A 21,056-nucleotide genomic window follows, 5' to 3' on the forward strand; every position below is an offset into this window, starting at 1 on the left:
TGCTTCTAAAACAGAGGTATAGATTAGACTAGATATTACTTTAGCCTCAAGGGGATTGAGCGTAAGCACAAATGGCATGAAGTAGATAATGCTCATTCTAAACTTAAATTAGGCTCTCTAATTAATGCTCAGGATTTCTTATTAATGCTCAGACTTTCTTATTAATGGTCATCTTAAGCTTTAATTCTAACCCATTAATTAATTGTCTTACCAAGCTTAAATTCTAGTCATCCCAAGCTTAATTAAATTATAGTTCCATAATTAATTATCTTCCCTAAACTTAAATTGGTCTTTATATATAATTAATGCTCATCCAAGCTTAATTAAATTGTAACTACCTAATGCTTAATTATCTCCCCTGAACTTAAATATCCCTAATTAATTCATTTCTCTAGATATTCTCGGCAATTTCTCTAGATTTTAGCGGCATTTTTTCTAGATTTTATCGGCATTTTTTCGATTAATTTCGGTTTTTCTTCTTGCTCAATTTTAGTCTGAGAGGAGTTTTCGGCTTTAATAACCTTAATTTTTTTAGGTATTTATAAAAAATAAAGTTGCTATAAATCAAAGGTTTAAAGAAAAAAACTAAAATTTTTTTTTATTCCAAATGCAAATGATTATCATTTAGACTATAATGAATCTATCTAACCAAGCGAAGGTTAGTCTCCTAAAAAGATAGTTAAAATATTTGAATTTGTGTAGAGAAAGCATTTTAGCTAACTCAGATAAAGTGCTTTCTTTTTTTTTATTGGACTCTTCGCTTCGATGGTTTTCTCTCTCACTCTATTTTTCCATCAGGGTTAGATTAGCGCAAAAGCTCATATAATATAGATAATAAAACAAGCGGCGTAGTTTCTACGAATGCAGACGTAGAAACTACTTTTTCTCTTAGCTTTTACTGAAGTTTTAAGTAATTAAAACTTCACTAAACGCTAATTAGCCACTAATAAACAAAAACACAAAACCCTAAGTCTTGTTTCAGCTGGGGACAACCCAGCTGAAATTTTATATCTAGCGTTTTTTCTCTTAATCTTTTTAATCTTATATCTCCTATGCAACTAGAGTTCCCCCTCTGGTTGCTTTTATATAACTCTTTATTCACTCTATATTAACTCTGTATTCACTCTCTAATCTAATCTATCTAATCTAATCTATCTAATCTAATCAAAAAAAAATAGAGTAGGCACTAACCTACTCTATTTTTTTTTAATTAGTAATCTAAAGGAGCATTAAGAATTAAACGTAACATTCTACGTAATGGTTCTGCAGCACCCCAAAGAAGTTGATCTCCCACGGTAAAAATACTTACGTATTCATCACCAAGAGATAATTTACGCACACGACCTACAGCTACATTTAAAGTACCTGAAACAGCCGTTGGCGTTAATTTGTGGATAGTTTCTTCTTTATTGTTTGGTACAACATAAACCCATTTATTGTGCTCAGCAATAAGTTTTTCAATTTGTTCTACCGAAAGATTTTCTTTTAGTTTTAAGGTAATGCTTTGGCTGTGTGAACGTAAAACCCCTACACGCACACAAGTTGAATCAACTTTAATGCTGTGATCAGCTAAGCCAAGGATTTTATTAGTTTCAGCGTGACCTTTCCATTCTTCTTTGGTAAAGCCGTGCTCGTGTTGTGCATCTATCCAAGGCAGTAAGCTTGCTGCTAATGGTGCCCCAAAGTAAGGTGCAGCTAAATCAGTACTTAATTTTTCTTGTACTTTAGCAGCTACATCTAACATGGTTTTACTGCGATCCGCTAAGTCTTCTGCTACATGGTTGTAAACTGCACCAAATTGCTCAACGAGTTCACGCATGTTTGCAGCTCCTGCTCCCGAAGCAGCTTGGTAAGAGCTTACAATTGCACTTTCTACTAAACCTTTAGTAAAGAGACCACCTAAACCAATTAACATTAAAGAGACTGTACAGTTAGAACCTGCAAAGTCTTTTTGTCCATTAGCTATAGCAGCTTGCAGTTGTTCTTTGTTGATTGGATCAAGAATAAGACTTACATTATCTTTCATGCGTAATGCCGAAGCCGCATCTATCCAATAACCTTGCCAACCTGCTTCTCTTAATTTAGGGTGCATGGCATTAGTATAATCACCACCTTGACAGGTTATAACAAAATCATACTTGCTTAACTCTTCAACACTATTAGCATCACCAATTACGCCTAGGTCGTACTTACCTACTTTAGGAGCTGGAGTACCATGAGTTGAAGTTGAGAAAAATGTTGCGTCGATTAAGGCAAAATCATCTTCCTCGAGCATGCGATTTACTAATACCGAGCCTACCATACCACGGTAGCCTACAATAGCAACTTTTGGTTGTGTCATATGTTTTGTTATCCTTTACAAAGTGCAGCTTTAATGTTTGCGACGTAAAATTTTACTTAAAGCCGTAAAAAATCTATTAGATGCCGAAGGCGGAGAGAGAGAAGAAGTTGCCTCTTGCTCGTTTTTAACCATACAAGTGCGACGATGATTTAAAGCACGAGCATCTTGGCGAATTTGACGAATTGAAGCAGTTACCCGTTTTGCCTTGCTTTGGCTTTCAGGAATCATCCCGAGTTTTACACTGCGACCTCGTCCCACCATTTTAGCTACTTGGGTTTTAGCAACTTTAGGTGCTTCTCCTATAATCTCTGGTTTAGCTATTTTATTACTAGCTTGGGGCGTGGCTTTAACTTTAGGTTTTGTATCCTGAGAAAGCACTTCTTTGTCTAATTCTTCAGAAGTTTCCATAATTCCCCTCCCATTAATATTTACAATTAATTATAGCATAAACAACAAAGAAAAAAGATCCCCTAACGAGGATCTATTTTTAATTATTCCAGAGGCCTATTTTTAATTCTTGGGCTTGGAGTTGGGCTAACTCAAAAGCACGATAAGTGTTGCTTGAATCAGCATATTTTGCATTAAGTTGGGCTGCCCCAAGTTCAACTAAACGATAGTTAACATTTAGTCCTTGCCAGTAGGCAACAGCAACTATACTTGGTTCTTGGTAAGTAGATAAACTTTGAATTACTAGACGTTTATTGAGTAAAGTGTCGCGTAGTAAACAATAAGTTTGGAAAGCGTACGCTTTATTTGCAGGACCTTGAATACCATAGAGTTTAACAATCCGCGTCTGGTCAAGGTGCGGGAAGTAACAACTAATAGTATCCGAAGAAAACACTTCCACTACTAAACAGCTAGGTAATTGGTTTTGGGCAACAAAACTATTAAAGTTATCTTGCACTTGCACATTATTGGCAATGCTTGCATCTTCGAGCGAAGATACAGGTGTTCGCATGGTAATACTTGTTGGATTTGAAGTTTTAGCTACTGTGCGTAATGAGCCTGTAAAGCTAACTACCACACTAGCTACCGAGAACACAGTTGAATTATTATAAAGAGCAAAATTATTGTAGCCTACGCCTCGATTGAAAGCTGCACTACGAGCATATACCGAAGAACGACGATCACTACGATCTAAACCTCGCGTTGCGGGATTACTGCTTGCAGGTCGACCTGGCATAGCTCCAGGATTGCTACCGCCTGGATTTTTATCTCCACCTCCTCCAGGACCACCGCGCTCTCCCCCGAATGTTTGAATATCAAAATTATCAGGAGAAATAGCAGCTTGAGCTTCTGGGAAAGTCGTAAAATTACCTGCTAAGAATCCAACACTTGCAAGGGAGATTAATTTTTTAACTGATAGAAAACTCATACTTGAAAAAACAATACTATAATAACCAAGCTTTAATTTCTAATATCGCAAGTAAAGCATAGAGGTCATTATGCTGAATAATAAAGTCTGCAACTTCATTCACTACTGGCTTAGCATGGTAGGCTACCGAAAAATCTGCAGCTTTTAACATAGCTATATCATTAGCTCCGTCACCTATAGCAATAGTAGTTAAACCCTGTTGTTGGTATTTATCTACTATTTGTGCTTTATAATCGGCGTCAACAATAGCTCCTTCAACAACTCCTGTAAGCACGCCTTGGTCTTGGCCTAGAGTATTAGCGTGAAATTCACTAAACCCTAGCTCTTGGCTTACAGCTTGAGCAAAAGGAATAAAGCCACCGCTTACTAGAGCAGTTTGCCATTCTTTACTATTTAAAGCCTTAAGTAACTCACTTGCACCTACAGTGTAAGGTAAAGTTGCAATAATTGTATCAAAATCTTGGACGTTCACTCCTTTTAACAGAGCAACGCGTTGGCGTAAACTTGCGGCAAAATCTAACTTGCCTTGCATCGCCTCTTCGGTAATGGCTGCAACTTGCTCTTCTATCCCGCATAGACTAGCTATACGATCTATACATTCACAAGTTACCATGGTCGAATCCATATCCGAAACAAAAGCGCCTTTTTCTTTTAGGTTCGGCACTAGTGCTAAATCCACACAGTCAGCTCCGTGGCTGCGTAAAAATGCAAAAAGTTCTTGCACCTTGTCGCTACTAAGTACAACTACTATACTATGGGCGTAAAGTTTTACCACATGAATAGTTGCATTATAATCTGGTAGGTTCATTAATAATTTAGCTACCGGAAAATCAACAAAAGTAGCAGCTACCAAACGCATTTGCGGATTTTTTAATAGAGCTTTTTCCCTTTCAACTTTTAGGGCATTTTCTTTTTCTTGCTCTTTTAGTTTTTCTGGTTCCAGAAAAACTGGTAACTCTGCCAAAGCTTGTTCATACACTTGGCTATCGCGAGTTAATAAAGCTTTATAAGTTAATGCCGTTAAATTATTTGCGGGAAAAGCTGACAAAGACGCGGCTGTTTGACGCAAAATTTTAGTCGCAAGTTCAGACATAATATTTAGCTCTCGATTTAAGTGTCTAGGAATCGCACTTGCGCCAGAAATAAATATACGCCTTTACCTATGATTAATATAAGGGTTAAATTTCTAACTTCAATTAGAAAAAATAACTTTTTTACTCCCCTTATAAGAAACAGTTTAAGGTGTATTTTTTAAGCCTTTTACTCTAAGATTAGAGCGCAAGCAACTATACGTTAATTATTTTACCTAAAATCTCTAGCCTTTGCTGAAAAATTGTAGAGAATACCAGCTAAAACTAAGGTTAAAGTATAGAATAGAGCCTAATTTATATCAGCGATTTTAGAAAAAACGAGAGGAAGAAAAAAAGAAAACTTTCCAACACAAATACAAGGGCAAAAAAGAGATTTTTTTTGTTGAGGGAAAAGGAAAAGAGAAAAAGGGAAAATCTACTGGGAAAAAACCAAAGTAAAAAAGAGAAAATAACTTATAAGGAACACTAGGCAAGAAAGGGGGGGAATTAGCAAGAACGGCAAAGAACAAAAAAGGTAAATTTTCTCAGCAAAAGCAAAGCTAAAAAAGTAAGAGACAGGCGTACCTGTCTCTTAAAAAATACCTAAAACAAATTAAAAGTGCTTTAGAAATACCTCATAACCAAGCTAGGACAAAATAAAAATCTAACTAACTTATAGTCTAGCTTAGCTATTTAATCTAGCTAAGGCTTTTAGTTTAGCCTGTTTTTTTGCTTAACTAGCCTTGAGTCTAGCTTAGCAATTTTATCTAGTCCTGCCCTTTATCTTTTGTTGAGGCAGAGCTAGTTGAAGTTGAGACTGAGCTAGCTTGCTCTGAGGTCTTTTCTTGTTCTTCGCCCTCAGTTTCACTTGGCTCTTCTTTTTGTTCTTTGGCACTTACATCTATAGCAATTACTTCTTGCTCATTACTTACAGTAACGGCAATGGTAATATCTTCTTTATCTTCTACTGCTGTTTGAATTGCTTCACTTACAGCTGTAGCTACTTGATTGCTTGGATGCTCTTTAAAGTTTTCTTGTTCGTTATAAGCAATTCTTGCTTTACGAGAAAACTTGCGTAAGCCTCTTTCTAACCAAGTAATATGCTTAAAGCGAGCGTCATCATAATCAAATACAGGCAGAGATAAATTAAATCTAATTGCCAGAAGTCTAAAACCTATACCAAATACTACAGCAATTATTACTGCCAGATTAGTTGCCACTCCTACTTGTAACATAAACCAGTAGAAAATGGTAGTTAAAAAGGCAATACTTGCATAGAGTTCGGCTTTAAAGGCTAGAGGAATACGATTACAAAGCAAGTCTCTTAATACCCCACCAAAGGATCCTGTACATACACCTGCTACACAAGCAAGAATTATGCCATAACCCATTTGTAAGGCAGCTTGGGCACCTAAAAGCGTAAAGGCTACTAAACCTATGGCATCTAAAACTAAGAATATAGTTTTTAGATAGAACATAAACTGAGCTATTAAAATAGTTAAAAATGAGCATACTGCCGTTACAATCAGCAAGTAAGGGTCTTGTACCCAAGGAAGAGGATAGTTATTGAGAAGAATATCTCGCACCGATCCCCCGCCAAGAGCAGTTACATTGGAAATAATTAGTACCCCAAACCAGTCCATTTTAACTCGCCCTGCAGCCAAGGCTCCGGTTACTGCACAAGCGATCACGCCAATTAAATTCAAAATATCTAGTAACATTAAGCCAGCCTATGATCTTTTGTTTGCTAAAGTTTTATTATACTCTTTTTTCTTGCCGACAAAAGGAAAGCTTCTAGATTTAAAATCTAGAAGCCATTTCCTAGTGAACCAGTTTTAGTGCTATCGAATGTTGGGCAAAATATTTTGGGTAGTCTGGATGTAAACCATCATCGGTAATAACTAAATCTGGCACACTAAAATCAACAATCTTGTGTTTAGCGTGACGGGCAAACTTGGTGTGATCGGCAACAACGATTACCTTGTCAGCTTGCTGAATCATTTGTCGGTTTAACACTGCCTCATCTGGATAATGGGTAGTTAAACCATAGTCTATATGATAACCGTCTACGGCAAAGAAAAGTTGTTCATAGTGCAAATCGGTTAGCATAGTTTGGGTTTGTTCACCAATAAAGCACTTGCCTTTGGCATTGAGTCTGCCTCCAAGCAGAACTATAGTAATTCCAGGAACGGCACTTAAAAGCTCACATACAGGTAACGAGGGAGTAATTACCGTGAGATTTTGCCATTTAACTTTACTAATTTGTACAGCTAGTTCGTAAATGGTGGTGCCTGCATCTAATAATATAGTTGTTCCATCTTTAATTAGTTCAAGTGCTGCTAAGGCAAGACGGGTTTTTATTGAATGTTCAAAGTTTTGTTTTTGCAAAAAAGAAAACTCTTGATCAAATTGCAAGGTGTCGCGGTCTTCGTTTAAATTAAGGGATTTAATACAACCATGCGCTTTAATGAGTTTTTTCTCTTTTTCTAAAATTTCTACGTCAGTGCGAATTGTTACTTTAGAAACCTTGAAATAGTAGGCCAAATGACTAATCGCAACTATACCTATGCTATTAACAAGGTTTAGTATATCTTGTCGGCGTTTTTCTCCGGCCTTCATAATATAAACCTCAAAGGTAAAATAAATTCCTGTTTATGTTTATATATTAATAAAAATTTTTCTCCTTCCCAAAAGTTTTTTCTCGTTTTGTGATATACGTCACACTTTTTTGTTTATAAACCTATATTTTTTGACAAAAAACCTCATTTTTTCTCAAAATTCTCCCTAGGATAAATAAAGAATAAAAAATAAATAAACCAATTACTTTTCCTATAGGAAAAAGATAACTAGTTGCTATTGCGTAAAATAAGTAATAACTAAAAGCTTAATTTTTTTCTTTATAACATTTTCCCAAAAATGGCTAAATCCCTTACTTTTGTTGGGTTTATTTTACTTTTTCTGCCTCTTATTTTGAGTAAGTTTGTGAGTTTAGTTTGCTCTAAGTTCTTTATAATTTCTCCTTAGTCTGCCTCTAACTTACCTAGGTTTTTCCTTTGCTTTTGTTTAGTTAAAGGTAGTATTTTCTTTCCATAGGCAAGCTAGCTTAAACAGGTTTTTACTTTAATTGCCTTGGTCATTTACTTTAAGTTGTACCTACTTTTTGGGGCTCGGCAGTTGTCTTTGGCTCAATTGTTGAGTAGACAACTCAAGTTTATTCTCTTGCACCCTATCTTATTTACGTATAAATAAGCATTTTTATAAACTCATCAGAAAAGATCTCTCTGCAATATTCGCAAATCATATATAATAGAGATACAGAAAAGAAGAAAATATTCAATACTTTTTATTCCTCTTGTCCCAGTACGCTGGGGCAATTTTATCCAGATTTCTGAGAACCTTGAAGGTTCATGCAATAACTCTTGCTATGTTTATAGGGCAAGAGTTTTTTTTATTTTTGTAAAACGTAGTATAATGTAATCTACAAAAGGTTACCTTTTTGTAATTTGTTTAATAAAATCGTAATTTGAAGACGGCGTAACTGCCGTCTTTTTTTATAAAATCGACTATAATAAAGGTATTACAATCTAACCTTGGAGTTACCCATGCCTAAAATTAAACTTAACAATGGCGTTGACATGCCATTAGTTGGACTAGGAGTATATAAAATGGATACTCCCGCTGAATGTGAAAAAGCCATTATTACGGCAATTGAAGCGGGTTACCGTCATATAGATACTGCTACTTTATATGGTAATGAAAAAGCGGTAGGACGAGCTATTAAAAACTGTGGTATCCCACGTGAAGAACTCTTTATTACCACAAAACTTTGGGTACATGATGCAACTGAAAGTAAAGCTCCGCAAGCTTTTGCGAGATCTCTTGAAGATCTGGGCTTAGACTATTTAGATCTTTACTTATTACACACTCCATTTAATGATATCTATGGAGCATGGCGTGCCTTAGAAAAACTCTATGCTAATGGCGATGTACGAGCAATTGGTGTAAGTAACTTTGATCCAGCAACATTACAGAATTTAATTCTGGGCAATCAAGTTACCCCTGCGGTTAACCAAATTGAACTGCATCCATTTTATCAGCAAAACCAGGCTGTAGCTTTTAACCGCTCACAAGGAGTAGTAACTGAATCTTGGTCATCTTTTGCTCGTGGTAAAAATGATCTCTTTACTAATGAAATCTTAGTAAAAATTGCTCAAACTCACAATGTAAGCGTAGCTCAAGTGGTATTACGTTGGTTAGTGCAACAAGATATAGTAGTTATCCCTAAATCAGTTACCCCAGAGCGCATTTACAGTAACCTTGATGTCTTTAGCTTTAATTTAAGTGCCGAGGAAATGCAACTAATTGCTTCCCTTGACCAAAACCACACTTTATTTAACGATCGCACTGATCCGCAGGTAGTAGTTAATACTTTCAATCGTTATCCTGATGAGTGTAAATAAAACGCAAATTCTTGCTTTAAGTAAGAGTAAAAAAGCTAAATAAAAAATTATTTTGTAAAAAAAGAGAGGCCTCGGCTTCTCTTTTTTCTTTTTCTATCCGAATCTCTCCCCTCGAGAAAATAGTTGAATTATACTCAACATCCTTTTGAGTTAGACCTACTTTTTTTCCCTTTTTCTAAGTTCCTATAATAGAGTTAACAACTACTTGTTTTAACAACAAAAATCATTGGCTTAAGCAACAAAATAATATATCTCCAAATAGAATTGCTTATTGCTAATTGCTTAATCTCTTAATCGGTTAATTATTAATTATTTAAATTAGTAAGCAACTAAGATCTTTTTTGCTTTCATAAAATCACAACTCTATACAGAAACTTAAAAAACTATGAACTTAGATCTCTTCTTACAAATGTATCAACAACTAATTACTGCAATGCTAGAAAAGGATACCTCTACTCTAGCAAGATTACTCACCGCAGATTTTGAGTTAATTCATATGACAGGCTATGTCCAAAGTCGCCAAGAATGGTTTAGTCAAATTCTCAATGGACAAATGCAATACTTTAGTTTTACTCCAGTAAGCCAAGAATTTAAAATCATTAGCCCTAGCCAAGTTGAGTTCCACAACTTTAGTAAAGTTGATGCACGCATCTATGGCATGCACAACATCTGGGATTTAAAAACCATCTGGACTTTTACTTTACAAGACTCAGGACAATGGCTAATTAGTCATATGGACGCTACCCCTTCTTTACGCCGATAGTTTTTCTTGGTAGCTACCCAAGCAAAAGTACAAACAACACAAAAAACACAAACACAAAAAAGCAAACAACCCTAGCAAAAGTAAAAACAACACAAAAAAGCCAAACACCCCAAGAAAAAGTAAAAACAGCACAAAAAACCTAAACACCCCAAGGAATAAACTAAAATGACCAATGTATTACTCCTCGGAGCTACAGGCTCTTTAGCTCAAGTAGCTATTCCAGAATTTTTACAAATACCTCAAGTTAAATTAACTCTTTTTGCTCGTTCGGCACAGAGACTACCTGACTATCCACGAAGTAAAAAAATTGCGGGCAATATTTTTGCGGAGGAAACTTTAGTTGAGGCTATGCAAGGACAAGATCTAGTAATCGCTACTTTAAGTGGCGATCTGCCTGCCATGGCACAAAGTATAGTTAAGGCTATGCACCAAACAGGGGTAAAACGCCTCATCTTTGTTAGCTCTTATGGTATCTATGGCGAAATAGCAGGACGCCCTGGGATACCACAAATTCTCCAGCCTTATCGTCAGGCTGCCGATATTATCGAGGCTTCGGGACTTGACTATACCATAGTGCGTCCAGGTTGGTTTGATAATAGTGCCAATACAAGTTATCAAGTCTTTCTCAAGGGGCAAACTGTGACAGGAAATGATATCTCTCGTAAAGCTCTAGCTCACTTTTTTAAACAAATAATTCTAACTCCGAACTTATACTCACAAGCTAACTGTGCTTTAGTGAGATAATGTACTTAGCTCCCAAATGTTTTTTGGGAGCAATTTTTTATAAATTTTTTCTAATTGTTCGCTTTTTTTGGTAAAATTATAAAGAGAAGAGACAACTTGTCTTTTTTCCTGGTTTTACAAAAAATCTCTCTTAATTTAGAGGTTTTCTATCTTATTTGACCTTAGAAAATATGATTCCGCAAAATAACGCAAAATTCCCAACAGATCCTGAAAGTGGCAAAAAACGCCCTTTAGAAGAACAGCAAGAAGAGCAGCAAGAGCAAGCTCAACAAGGGCAAGAGCAACAACGTACTCCGCCACACAATGATACTATTATTATTGAACCACCAAAGTACCGCTTTCTTGGTTTAATGGTGGTATTAGCATTAGGTCTTTCTGGCTTTGCTGTTTATAAAATGTATGAGCCATCAATTTTTAATACGCAAGATTTAGAAGCTACTAGCTCTAAATATGTGTCTTTAACTGACTTTAATGCCTTCAAAAACTCTACTCAACAAGATATTGAAATTCTAAAAATTAAATACAATATCTTACAACAACAGTTTGATTCGCGTTTTAACCAAACGACAACAACTTTTGATCGTACCTTTGGCGGAGCATCAACTAACAACAATAATGCCACCAACACAGGTACTACTAACTTTAATAGTAACAATTTAAATCGTGTTCTTGATAACTATGTAACCATCGAGAACCTCAATACCACGATTAACAATTTAAATACTAATCTGCAAACGCAGATTACTAATCTTGCTAATCGTGTAAATACGCTCGAACAAAATAACTCTAGCAATAGTGCTGCTCCAGCACCTGCTCCGGCACCAGCTCCTGCTCCTGCCCACCCAAGTTTAACTAGCGAGCAAGTACAAAACTTAATTAGCCAGGCTATTAACACCGAGGGCTTTAAAACCTATATTGGGACTTTAATTGCTCAATATGTGTTACAAAACCCAAGCTTTACGCAAGCTGATCGTGAGCAGTTAACTAGCGATATTGCTAAAAATGTTTCTGAGCAAGTATTAGCTCAAGTTAATAATCGTATTACGCAAACGTCACAAAACCTAACACGCCAAATTAATGAACAGTTACCAACTGCCATTAACAATAGCGTGCAACAAGCACAAGAGTCGGCTTTAACGCAACTCTATACGCAAGTTAACAGTGTTTTAGTGCACCAAAGCTTATTACAAATCCAAGGGCAAATTAACGCTAATGCTAGCCTAGATACCATTATCACGAATTTACGTATTGCCGCAAGCCTAGCTCCAAATGAGCAAGTGCGCAATGCAATTCAAACTGATATTTCGAATCTAGCTAATGGTCGTGCTGATAATGAAACTACCCAAGTAGTAAACAACATTATTGGTCAAATTAACCAAGTTGCGAATCTTCCTAACTTAAGTCAAGAACAAATCCAGCAAGTAGCTTCTAACTCAGAAAACGAGTCTTCATTTAGTAAAGCAACTAAAGACTTTTTCGCTAAATTTGTTCAAGTACAAAAAGTTGGTCAAGGTTTAGATTTATCGAGCGCTAACCTCAATCTCTACTTACAAGAGAACATTAAACTCAACTTACAAAATGCTCTTATAGCTATTGGAGCTAACAACTCTGAAGCTTATCAGCAGAGCCTAGACAATGCTCTTAATGTTCTAACGCAAGTATATCCGCAAGATAATGAAGCCGTAAAAGCATTAGTAGCGACCCTAACTGAATTAAATAAACATAGAATTTCTTACAATTCTAGTTATCAACTTGGGGCTTTAACTCTCTTTAATAAATAACATTTTTGATTTTTAAGGTTATCCAACGCATGTTTCGTATCTTAATCTGGTGTTTTCTGTTTGTGGTGATCTTAGCGGCAGCTCCTTTCTTGCTAAGTCACAATGGGCAGGTAATTATATATTTTGGCGAGTATAGCTATACACTCTCGCTCTTGACCTTTTTAGTAATTTTTCTTGTTGCTTTAGGTGTGCTTGAAGTTCTAGCATGCCTTGCACGTTGGTTATATCATCTGTTCTTTGATTGGTATCTCCAACGTCGTCAAAGACGTCAAGCTAAAGCCGACCGCTTAGTAGAAAAAGGTCTACGCCAAGCTCTAGTTGGTGATTATCGTCAAGCCCAAAAAACTTTGGCTAAATCAGCAACTAAAGCAAATTTACCTTTTTACAACCTCAGTCAAACTTTTGATTTGGCAATTCGTAATCGTAATACACGTCTGGCTAAAGACTTACTTATTCGTATGCTCGAAAATAGCCAAGGCACAGCCCAAGATCAAAAAATTATTGACCTGAGTAAATTAAAATACTTTGTTGCCACTAAACAATGGCAAAAAGCAAGTAACTTTTTGTCACGCATTCGTCTCAATAACTCTACCGAGGAAGTATTATTGCTAGCACGTAATGTTTACTTACATACTAACCAGTATGCTTTACTCGAAGACTTATTACCGCAATTAGTGCGACAAGAATATTTAGCTCCTGAGCAAGCCCAACAAGATCTGCAATGGGCTTACCATGGCTTTATTCAACGTCAATTAAAAGAACAAAATAATAATCCGCAAGCTTTAGTAACCTGGTTCGAAGCGCAAAACCGCGAGCATCGTTCGGATCTTCTTTTCCGCAACCAAATGCTGCAAACGCTTATTAAGCTCGAAGCTTATTTACCAGCTATCGACCTAGCTACACAAACCTTGCGTCGTTGTCCTTTAGAGCAAGTTGAAGCTTCTAACTTCTTTGAGCTTGTAGGACAAATTCCTCATGACAGTCCAGATGACAAACTTTGTCGTGCTTTAGAAAAAGTATTAGGCAAAACGCAACCTGCAACCCAATTTGCTTTAATGTCGTTGCTTGCTCGCCTTTACTATCGCCAAAATCAATATGAACAAGCTCAAACTTGGATTGATAAGCTCATTAGCGATGACAAAGAACTTTCTCCAGATACTATACTTTTAGCTCAAGTGGTGTATCGTAAAAACAACGCCCGAGAAAAACTTCTTGGCCTGACTAACCTTATTGATACGCAATATAATTTATCTGAAACTACGGCAAATACTCCTGCCACTGCCTCTGATGAGAATACAGATAAATAATTGGTTAACCTCTTTACGACTCTAAGATTTTTCTTAGAGTCTTTTTTTGTACTATAATATAAAAACCTGTAATTTTTTTTGGCTTGTTTTATATGTCTAACTTAACTAAAGGAATAATCCTAACTTTATTATCGGTGCTTATGTCGGCACTTATGGGATTAATCTTTAAAAGTATTGGCGAACATATTTCCGTTTATGAAAAGGTTTTTGCTCGTGGTTTAGCCTCTTTGCTGATTACTTTGGTAGTGATTTACTTTTTACGCCGTAGTGTACGCATCTACAATCGTAAAAACAAGCTCACCATGGAGCAAGCGCAATTGGCACATGTGGCTATGACCACAGCAACTGGGGCACCTTCTACTTCCTTAAGTACGGCCGCAACCATAGTTAAAGCCCACAAAGTGATTAAACCAGATCCCGATGGACCAGTTAAGCTTATGGCTACGGGCCTTAAAGTACCGCATTATTTTGGGGCACTAAGCAACTGGAAAATGCTCTTGGTTCGTGGGCTGACGGGGACTACGGCTATGTTTACCTATATTTACACCTGTAATACCCTTAGTCTTGCCGATGCCGATATGATGGTTAAACTTTGTTCGGTGTTTTTAATAATTATTAGTGCTTTTTTCTTACATGAAAAAACCTCTATTACGCAATTTACGGTAGTAATAGTGTCACTCTTAGGAGCAATTTTTATTATTAAACCTAATTTTAATAATCCAAATTTGCTCTCGTATTTAATTGGCTTAGGGGGAACTCTAGCTCTAGCCTTAACCTATATTTCCGTACGTAAACTCACCACTACTAATAATGGGGAGCATCCGCTAACTATTGAATGCTGTTTAGCTCTTACTATAGTGATAACTACTATTTTGCCAACCTTGTACTATTTCCAAGGCTTTAGCGGGCAAGGGAAGTATTATTTTCTCTTAGTGCTGGCAGCTCTACTCTCGGTAATTGGGCAGTATACTTTTACTTTTGCATTTAAGTATGCTCCCTCAGTAGAAATTAGTGTCTATGGCTATTCCTCGCTTCTTTGGAATTGCTTATTTGGTTTTGTCTTCTTTGCTACTATTCCCGATGTTTATTCGGTAATAGGCTATCTGGCCATAGTTGCCTCAGGTATCTATCTGTTCTTCTATAACAAGCGTCGCTTAAAAGTATTAAGCAGTATCCGCAAAATGTTAAAAGCAGAGGCTCAGGCTCGCAAACGTAAAGAGCAAGAGCAAAAGCAAAAGCAAAAATCTCAAGCTCAGCAAGAGCCAAAGCACAGTGAGCAAGCTCAACAACAAGAGCATGATACGGCAAAGCTAAACTCTCAAGCTAAAGAGCAAGATACGACACAGCCAAACTCCCAAGCTCAAGAACAAACTACCTGAGCCCAGAGCTCATCTTAATAGCTATCGCCATTTAGGCAAAAATAAAAGAGCAACTCGTTTTTGAGTTGCTCTTTTTATTTTCCTTTAATTACGCCAATTGCCTTGCCTAAAAATTTAATTTGCTGAGGCATTAACCTACGCACTGGAGCCTCTACCCCTGGCTTTTGCAGTAAAAACTCATAGCCTTGACGTTGCACATAAGCTAAAACCTGCTCTTCACGTACTTGCTCAGTAATTTTAAGGTCAAGAGCATAAATCCCCTCACCTTTAAATTGTCCAATAGTGTCAAGTAAAAGCACGTCGCCAGTTTGGGCTTGTGGAGCTAAATCATTGTCCATTACTTCTAGTAGCAAAGTACTTGTTTTACGATAGTTCTTTAAATCAACTAGTGCCTCAAAACTCGCATAGTTGTTTAAATCTATTACTTGGCCTGCATCATCTACAAGCAAATTCTCTTTCTTTTCAGTCATCTAATTTCTTGAGTTAGTAATAAGTTGTAAATGCATTTTAACATAAATAAACCCCAGTGCCAATTAAATTACTTAAAGCATGATTTTTGGGGAGTTTTTTGCTAGGTTTACTAATAAAAATACGCTTTTTTTCTCCTAAACCTAGTATAATAAACTATATCTAACGAACGAATATTATTTTAACGAAAACTGCATTTTTACTCTATGAGTCTAAAGAACTACGTCCAATCTTTTTTCATTCTTCTGGCACGCCTCGAAGAAGACAAATTCAAATATCGCCCCGAGCAAGTAGAACTTGCTTGTGCTATAGCTAATTTGCTCGAAGGCACTAATAGCCAAAAGCAAGAACAAATTCATCTGAGTAAAATTCTTGCTCAGCACTTTAATTCACCCCAACCCGATCTTGATCAGGGTATAGCTCTTGTTGCTTTAATGCAGCAGGGGCAAAAAGCCGTGCTCCATATTTTAGATTCGCTCCTCAAAGTCTACCAAAAAAGCCTCGAAAAGGCTAATTTCAATCAAAGTCTACAACAAGGTTTAACTTTAAGTGAGCTAGATCCAACTCCGATAAAAATTCAATTTTTACAGCAACTAGCGCAAGCTAATTATCAAGAACTCAGTCAACAAGTTCCAGAAAAACAGGTTGAAGAACTCAACCTCCTTGCCTATGCCACCGTTTTAGCGTTTTTTCAAGAAGACGAGCAAAGTTCGGCACAATTAAAAAAGAGCCTGAGTAAACTCAATCAAGTTTATAGCGAAGATTTTAAAGCTTCGAGCCAGCAAATTGAACTAGGCAAAAAACTAGCCGACTACCTTGAGTCTAATGCTAGCCCTGAAGTGGAAACACCTGACGTTGGCGATGAGTACTTTAAAGCTGCGAGCAATGCTTTTCTTAGTCCCGAACTTGAGCAATTACAGCAAGACGAAAAAACTCTTGTCCGTGAAGCACCAACAGGAACGGGTAAATCCTTTGCTTATTTAGTGCCAATTCTCTTTGCCAATCAACGTGTAATCGTTTCTACTTTTATGAAGGCTCTGCAAGAGCAACTAAGCAAAGAACTACCTGAGTTAATCCAAACGATTATTCAGCTGAGTCAAAAAGCACAAAAGCTGCAATTACATATTCAACAAAAATTCAAGTCTCTAAGTCAGTCTGAGTACCAAAAAGTAAAAGAGCAGGTTGAGGCAACTAAAATCCAACTACAAAAAGACCTTGAGTTCGGCAAGGTGGTGCAAGATCCCTATGCTGTAGACCTCCGGGCTCTCGAGTTTGACTGGCCAACCGAGCATCTTACGGGCATGCGCCATATAGTTTTTAAAGGACAAAGTAACTACTTTTGTCCTCGTGCTTTAGCTTTTTTACGTAATGACTACCAAGACGAAGACTCTTTTTTATCCTCGCTTTACCATGTAAAACGAGGTAAAACCAAACAAGACCTGGTAATCCAAGCAACTACTAACAAATCCATTATCAATGAAGGGCACGAAGTTGCTTTTAGTGGCTATTTAATTGAGCAATTAAACCGCTGGCTCATAACCCAGGAAGACGCAGTTCACAAACTTGATTTTGATAACTTGCCTGGTAAATTACGCGTAAACGAAGAACAACGCAGTTTTCTTTTTCTTAACCGCAAAGAGTGTAGTATGAACAATTGTAAATATGCGCAAAAATGCCCATATTTACAAGTAAGAGAAAAAGTAAAAGAAGCAAAACTAGTTATTCTCAATCATAATACGCTGTACTATCAAGCTAATAGCGAAGGATTAAATAAAGACTGCCAAGCAATTATTGTCGATGAGGCACATAACCTGCCTCATGTTCTCACCAATAGTGAGGCTATTCGCATTACCCCTGAAGAAATGCTCAATGTTCTTACCGACATAAGTAATGAACTCAAAGAATTACCTATGTCCAATAATATGTACACGGCACCTTTTAGTGATCTGCAAGACAATGCTTGGGCATATTTCCCTGACTATGTTGATAGTGAAAGCCTTGCCCAAACTGAAGAGTTTATTGCTCAGGCACGTTGTCATTTACCTGGTATAGATTATTTACCTGTAGCTTGGTTTTTAAGTCAAGAAGCTAACCTTGCCTATAGTAAAAACAAACAAGGGCAAGTGAATCATTTTCTTAGCTCGCTCCAGCAAAGTCTGGCTGGCTTAGCTGCCAAGGACTATCAGCTCTTTAGTAAGAATTTGTCAATTTGGTGTAAGCCTGAGTATGCTAGCTTGCCTCTAAGTTGGCAAAGAGAGCTTCTACTCTATGAACAAAATCGCCAACTTAGCACACCAGACGGCAATATTCTTGCCAACTTAAATGTGCTTAATGTCCCAGTGGAGTCAAGACTGGTAAAACAAATACAAGATTGGCGCCAACAGCACGAGAACAGTCCAAGAGCTTGGGTTAACCCTTTACAAGTAGTTGTTGACTTTAAGCAACGCTATGGGCAAGCTTGGCAAATGACCCAAGCTTTATTGCGTGGGCATAATCAGTTAAATCTGGGCACCAGCAGTAAAGTACACAAAGAAAGCCTGCTTGATTTAGAGTTTTATGGTGAACAAACAAGCGTTAGTGCCAGTGACCTAGTGCTAGTTGCCGATCAAGAAAACAAACGCCCTAACTATAGTTTTTCTCTCTTAACTTATCCTGCCGAGCATCTAGTAGAGGCAGGACGAACTTTAGGACGCGATCTTTTAGCTCCTCTCGATCAAGCTCAAGAAGAAAAACGTTATCTTGCTCAAACTAAAGCTCTGAGCTATCGCCAAGACAAATGGCAAGAGCTTTTTGCTCCCCAACTCGAGAGCTTAAAAGCTCAAGTTAAAAGCGAGAAAAAACGCTTGCAAGCCTTACAAGGTTACATAGAGCAACTCAATGCTTGCGAAGAAAACTTCAATCAAGAGCATAAAAAAGAACTGAGCAACACTCGAGCTCGTGATCTGCTTAGCTACCTTGAGCAAGCTCGTAATATCTTTACGGGCGAACAAAGAATTAACTACAAAGGCAAGGTACTCTATTTGCTCGAGCAACCTCAAAATGCTCAGTTCGTACAAAACTGGTTAGGCAAGGATGCTAGCCAACGCATGAGTGCTTTTGTAAATCAGTATCCGCACTTAAAAGCTCTGGGTAAGTTCTTTACGAGCCAAGAGGCAGAGTTACAAGCCTTAACTGGAGTAAGTGATTATCGCCAACTTAAATTAAGCCTTGCTCAACTGCAAAACTGGCAGGATAAGCAAGTGACAGATAATTTACGTCTGGCTCTTACTATAGTTGCCTTATTGCAAGAGCAAGCTCTTAGCGAGCATCAACTAGGCTGTAAATTTGCAGAACAACTCGAGCAAATCCCTTGTCCGCCTGAGTTTGAAGCCAAAGAGATAACTCTGTTTAATAAAGCGCATCAGCAACTTGAGCTCGAGCATCATATCGAACAATTACAAGCTCAAGTTAAAGAGTTAAATGCCATTCGCCCTCTTGACTTGCCTCAACCTGAGAAAAATCTCACTCAGGGGCAACTGGGCTTAATTAAGAGCCTTGCCCAACAAGGACTCAATCGTGCTTATACAGGGATTAGGCAAGAAATTGAAATGCTCAAGCATACCATTGTTAACTTGCAAAATACTTTGTTTTATATTGCCGAAAATGTCCACGAGCAAGAAGTCAAGAAAAACAACCTCAACTATGTCAACTACACCAGCAAAGAATACTGCTGGGCTGAGTTAGCTTTACATCCAGGACATGCGGTAGCACCTACGCCTGGGCAATTATTACAACGTGGTCTTGAAAGTCCAATGGATCTGGCAATTGCTCGCACTTGGCATAGTAGCTTTATTACCAAGCAAGTAAACTTTTGGCAACAAGATGAACCTCAAGCTACCCCTTGGGAATTAGTAATGCAGGCCTTTACTCGCATGCGTCGCCTCTACCAAAAAATCAAGCCGATGCTCCGAGAGCAAATTAGTCGCTTGGAAAAAGATCTTGAAACTCCTGGCGAACTCACAGCCCAAGAGGTCGAGCAAAGCAATGCCTTGATTCAAAAGGAAATTCGTGATGCCGAGTTTAAACTTGAAACACTCAATCAAATGTATGAGGTTTTATCTTACTTTAGTCGCTATACAGGTTACACTGACAGCCAAAGACAAAAGTATGCTTATGTAATGCTTGATGTAGATGAGCAACGCAAGCAAATTGTCTTTAATTTAAAACCGCTCGAGTCAATTCAAGCCTTTAGTAATTTACGCTCGGCTTTTGCTAAAGCCAAATGGGTACTTACTTCGGCAACTCTTAGTATTGCTCAAGATTGTTCGCGTTTTACCCAAACTCTGGGAATAAAATACGCCAATGTTGATATAGTAGCTTCACCGTTTCGTCATCACCAAAGAGCATATTTTTATATGCAAAACAACAAAGGCGAAAACGACGCGGCTGCTTTAATTTATCGCAATAAAGGACGTTGCCTCTGGTTATGTACTTCAAATCAACGCGTAAAATATGTGAGTAAAAAATTACAGGAAATGCTTGATACTATGGTAGAAAAGCAAGTTATGGCAGATTTTGAGAAAAATCGTCAAGTGCCAACTCTTGCTGAAAAAGAAGATGCCGTAGATAAGGCAAGGTTCAAGGTGTTATGGCAAGACCGTGAAGTTACCAATAACTTTCTTATTGAAAGCCTCAAAAGCGATCCACGTACAGTGGTGGTAGCGACACGTTCGTTTTGGGAAGGGGTAGATATTAAAGGGGATAAGCTCTCATTAATTATTATGGATAAATATCCAAATCCACAACTCAATGCTTATTACAATACTTTAAGTAAGCTCTATGCGCAAAACTCTAACTACTATTACTCACAGTACTATAATGCCGATGGCTATATTATCTTTAAGCAGGGCTTAGGACGCTTAATTCGAACCGAAGATGACTTTGGTTTAATTATGCTTCTTGACCATGGCAAAAAAGCTTATCTGCAACAGAATATGCCAATTGATTATCCAAACTATGTTCTTGATTTCCAAGGCAACCTTGGACAGGCGTTAAACTTTTTAGATCAACAAGAAGAGCTCTATCATCAACGCAAAACTCAAGTTAGAAAGAACGATGAGGAACTTATAGAAGAATAAGAAATATCTAAAAAGGAAATCTAGAAATTTATAACATTTATATGTTATTATATTTGCATTCTGTAAACTTAAATACATGCGAATAGGACACAGCGTTATGTTGCGTCCTATTTTTTTTTGCATAAAAAATCCGAAAAAGGAAAAACCTTTTTCGGACATACCCTTTTAAATTTTTCAAGGACTCGTAAGCTTGAAGCAAAAAAAAGCTTAGGGACCCTCAAAAGATTATTCACTAGTTCCAATTTAGTGAA

At 37.3% G+C, this 21,056-nt stretch carries 13 protein-coding genes and 1 pseudogene; 7 read left to right on the top strand and 7 right to left on the bottom strand.

Going from position 1 to position 21,056, the window contains the following annotated elements; genetic code table 11:
* Nucleotides 1-1,210: 1,210 nt before the first annotated feature.
* The 6 genes and pseudogenes from asd to CJP74_RS01255 form a co-directional block, all read right to left on the bottom strand.
* Nucleotides 1,211-2,341, bottom strand: a complete 1,131-nt coding sequence (gene asd, locus CJP74_RS01230) for an aspartate-semialdehyde dehydrogenase (protein ID WP_119496460.1) — start codon at nt 2,339-2,341, stop codon at nt 1,211-1,213.
* A 30-nt stretch (nt 2,342-2,371) separates the two neighbouring features.
* On the bottom strand, nt 2,372-2,749 hold the full coding sequence (locus CJP74_RS01235) for a hypothetical protein (protein WP_119496461.1): 378 nt from the start codon (nt 2,747-2,749) through the stop codon (nt 2,372-2,374).
* A 79-nt stretch (nt 2,750-2,828) separates the two neighbouring features.
* On the bottom strand, nt 2,829-3,716 hold the full coding sequence (locus CJP74_RS01240) for a thermonuclease family protein (protein WP_119496462.1): 888 nt from the start codon (nt 3,714-3,716) through the stop codon (nt 2,829-2,831).
* Between the two features lie 16 nt (nt 3,717-3,732).
* On the bottom strand, nt 3,733-4,809 hold the full coding sequence (gene serB, locus CJP74_RS01245) for a phosphoserine phosphatase SerB (RefSeq protein WP_119496463.1): 1,077 nt from the start codon (nt 4,807-4,809) through the stop codon (nt 3,733-3,735).
* Nucleotides 4,810-5,892: 1,083 nt separating this feature from the next.
* Nucleotides 5,893-6,507: pseudogene (locus tag CJP74_RS08220) on the bottom strand (trimeric intracellular cation channel family protein); the annotation flags it as partial.
* A 100-nt stretch (nt 6,508-6,607) separates the two neighbouring features.
* A complete protein-coding gene (locus CJP74_RS01255; protein ID WP_119496465.1) occupies nt 6,608-7,405 on the bottom strand; it encodes a DeoR/GlpR family DNA-binding transcription regulator in 798 nt (265 codons plus the stop codon).
* A gap of 983 nt (nt 7,406-8,388) precedes the next feature.
* Between CJP74_RS01255 and CJP74_RS01260 the strand changes: the two genes are divergently transcribed.
* From CJP74_RS01260 to CJP74_RS01285, 6 genes are all read left to right on the top strand, one after another.
* Nucleotides 8,389-9,246, top strand: a complete 858-nt coding sequence (locus tag CJP74_RS01260; RefSeq protein ID WP_119496466.1) for an aldo/keto reductase — start codon at nt 8,389-8,391, stop codon at nt 9,244-9,246.
* A 385-nt stretch (nt 9,247-9,631) separates the two neighbouring features.
* Nucleotides 9,632-10,009 (top strand): nuclear transport factor 2 family protein, encoded by a 378-nt coding sequence (locus CJP74_RS01265; RefSeq protein WP_119496467.1) that lies wholly within the window; start codon nt 9,632-9,634, stop codon nt 10,007-10,009.
* A 165-nt stretch (nt 10,010-10,174) separates the two neighbouring features.
* The gene (locus CJP74_RS01270; RefSeq protein ID WP_119496468.1) at nt 10,175-10,753 is read left to right on the top strand and encodes an NAD(P)H-binding protein; all 579 of its coding nucleotides are present in this window, start codon (nt 10,175-10,177) and stop codon (nt 10,751-10,753) included.
* A gap of 155 nt (nt 10,754-10,908) precedes the next feature.
* The gene (locus CJP74_RS01275; protein WP_147397038.1) at nt 10,909-12,534 is read left to right on the top strand and encodes a uroporphyrinogen-III C-methyltransferase; all 1,626 of its coding nucleotides are present in this window, start codon (nt 10,909-10,911) and stop codon (nt 12,532-12,534) included.
* 29 nt (nt 12,535-12,563) lie between these two features.
* A complete protein-coding gene (locus tag CJP74_RS01280; protein ID WP_119496470.1) occupies nt 12,564-13,841 on the top strand; it encodes a heme biosynthesis HemY N-terminal domain-containing protein in 1,278 nt (425 codons plus the stop codon).
* Nucleotides 13,842-13,933: 92 nt separating this feature from the next.
* A complete protein-coding gene (locus CJP74_RS01285) occupies nt 13,934-15,220 on the top strand; it encodes a DMT family transporter (protein WP_119496471.1) in 1,287 nt (428 codons plus the stop codon).
* 74 nt (nt 15,221-15,294) lie between these two features.
* Here the strand turns inward: CJP74_RS01285 and CJP74_RS01290 are convergent, their stop codons facing one another.
* Entirely contained in the window at nt 15,295-15,690 is a 396-nt protein-coding gene (locus tag CJP74_RS01290; RefSeq protein ID WP_119496472.1) for a hypothetical protein, read from the bottom strand.
* A gap of 204 nt (nt 15,691-15,894) precedes the next feature.
* Between CJP74_RS01290 and CJP74_RS01295 the strand changes: the two genes are divergently transcribed.
* Nucleotides 15,895-20,805 carry a helicase C-terminal domain-containing protein gene (locus CJP74_RS01295; protein ID WP_119496473.1) on the top strand — a complete coding sequence of 1,637 codons (4,911 nt, stop codon included), beginning with the start codon at nt 15,895-15,897 and terminating at the stop codon, nt 20,803-20,805.
* The last annotated feature ends 251 nt before the right edge of the window (nt 20,806-21,056 follow it).

It is taken from the genome of Psittacicella melopsittaci (genome assembly GCF_003585925.1).
GTDB lineage: Bacteria > Pseudomonadota > Gammaproteobacteria > Enterobacterales > Psittacicellaceae > Psittacicella > Psittacicella melopsittaci.

What these genes read in the sequence shown, in the direction of transcription:
- CJP74_RS01280 (WP_119496470.1), top strand. Translation starts at nt 12,564, where the DNA reads ATGTTTCGTATCTTAATCTGGTGTTTTCTGTTTGTGGTGATCTTAGCG.
- CJP74_RS01295 (WP_119496473.1), top strand. Translation starts at nt 15,895, where the DNA reads ATGAGTCTAAAGAACTACGTCCAATCTTTTTTCATTCTTCTGGCACGC.
- CJP74_RS01255 (WP_119496465.1), bottom strand. Translation starts at nt 7,405, where the DNA reads ATGAAGGCCGGAGAAAAACGCCGACAAGATATACTAAACCTTGTTAAT.
- asd (WP_119496460.1), bottom strand. Translation starts at nt 2,341, where the DNA reads ATGACACAACCAAAAGTTGCTATTGTAGGCTACCGTGGTATGGTAGGC.
- CJP74_RS01235 (WP_119496461.1), bottom strand. Translation starts at nt 2,749, where the DNA reads ATGGAAACTTCTGAAGAATTAGACAAAGAAGTGCTTTCTCAGGATACA.
- CJP74_RS01240 (WP_119496462.1), bottom strand. Translation starts at nt 3,716, where the DNA reads ATGAGTTTTCTATCAGTTAAAAAATTAATCTCCCTTGCAAGTGTTGGA.
- CJP74_RS01285 (WP_119496471.1), top strand. Translation starts at nt 13,934, where the DNA reads ATGTCTAACTTAACTAAAGGAATAATCCTAACTTTATTATCGGTGCTT.
- CJP74_RS01270 (WP_119496468.1), top strand. Translation starts at nt 10,175, where the DNA reads ATGACCAATGTATTACTCCTCGGAGCTACAGGCTCTTTAGCTCAAGTA.
- CJP74_RS01290 (WP_119496472.1), bottom strand. Translation starts at nt 15,690, where the DNA reads ATGACTGAAAAGAAAGAGAATTTGCTTGTAGATGATGCAGGCCAAGTA.
- serB (WP_119496463.1), bottom strand. Translation starts at nt 4,809, where the DNA reads ATGTCTGAACTTGCGACTAAAATTTTGCGTCAAACAGCCGCGTCTTTG.
- CJP74_RS01260 (WP_119496466.1), top strand. Translation starts at nt 8,389, where the DNA reads ATGCCTAAAATTAAACTTAACAATGGCGTTGACATGCCATTAGTTGGA.
- CJP74_RS01265 (WP_119496467.1), top strand. Translation starts at nt 9,632, where the DNA reads ATGAACTTAGATCTCTTCTTACAAATGTATCAACAACTAATTACTGCA.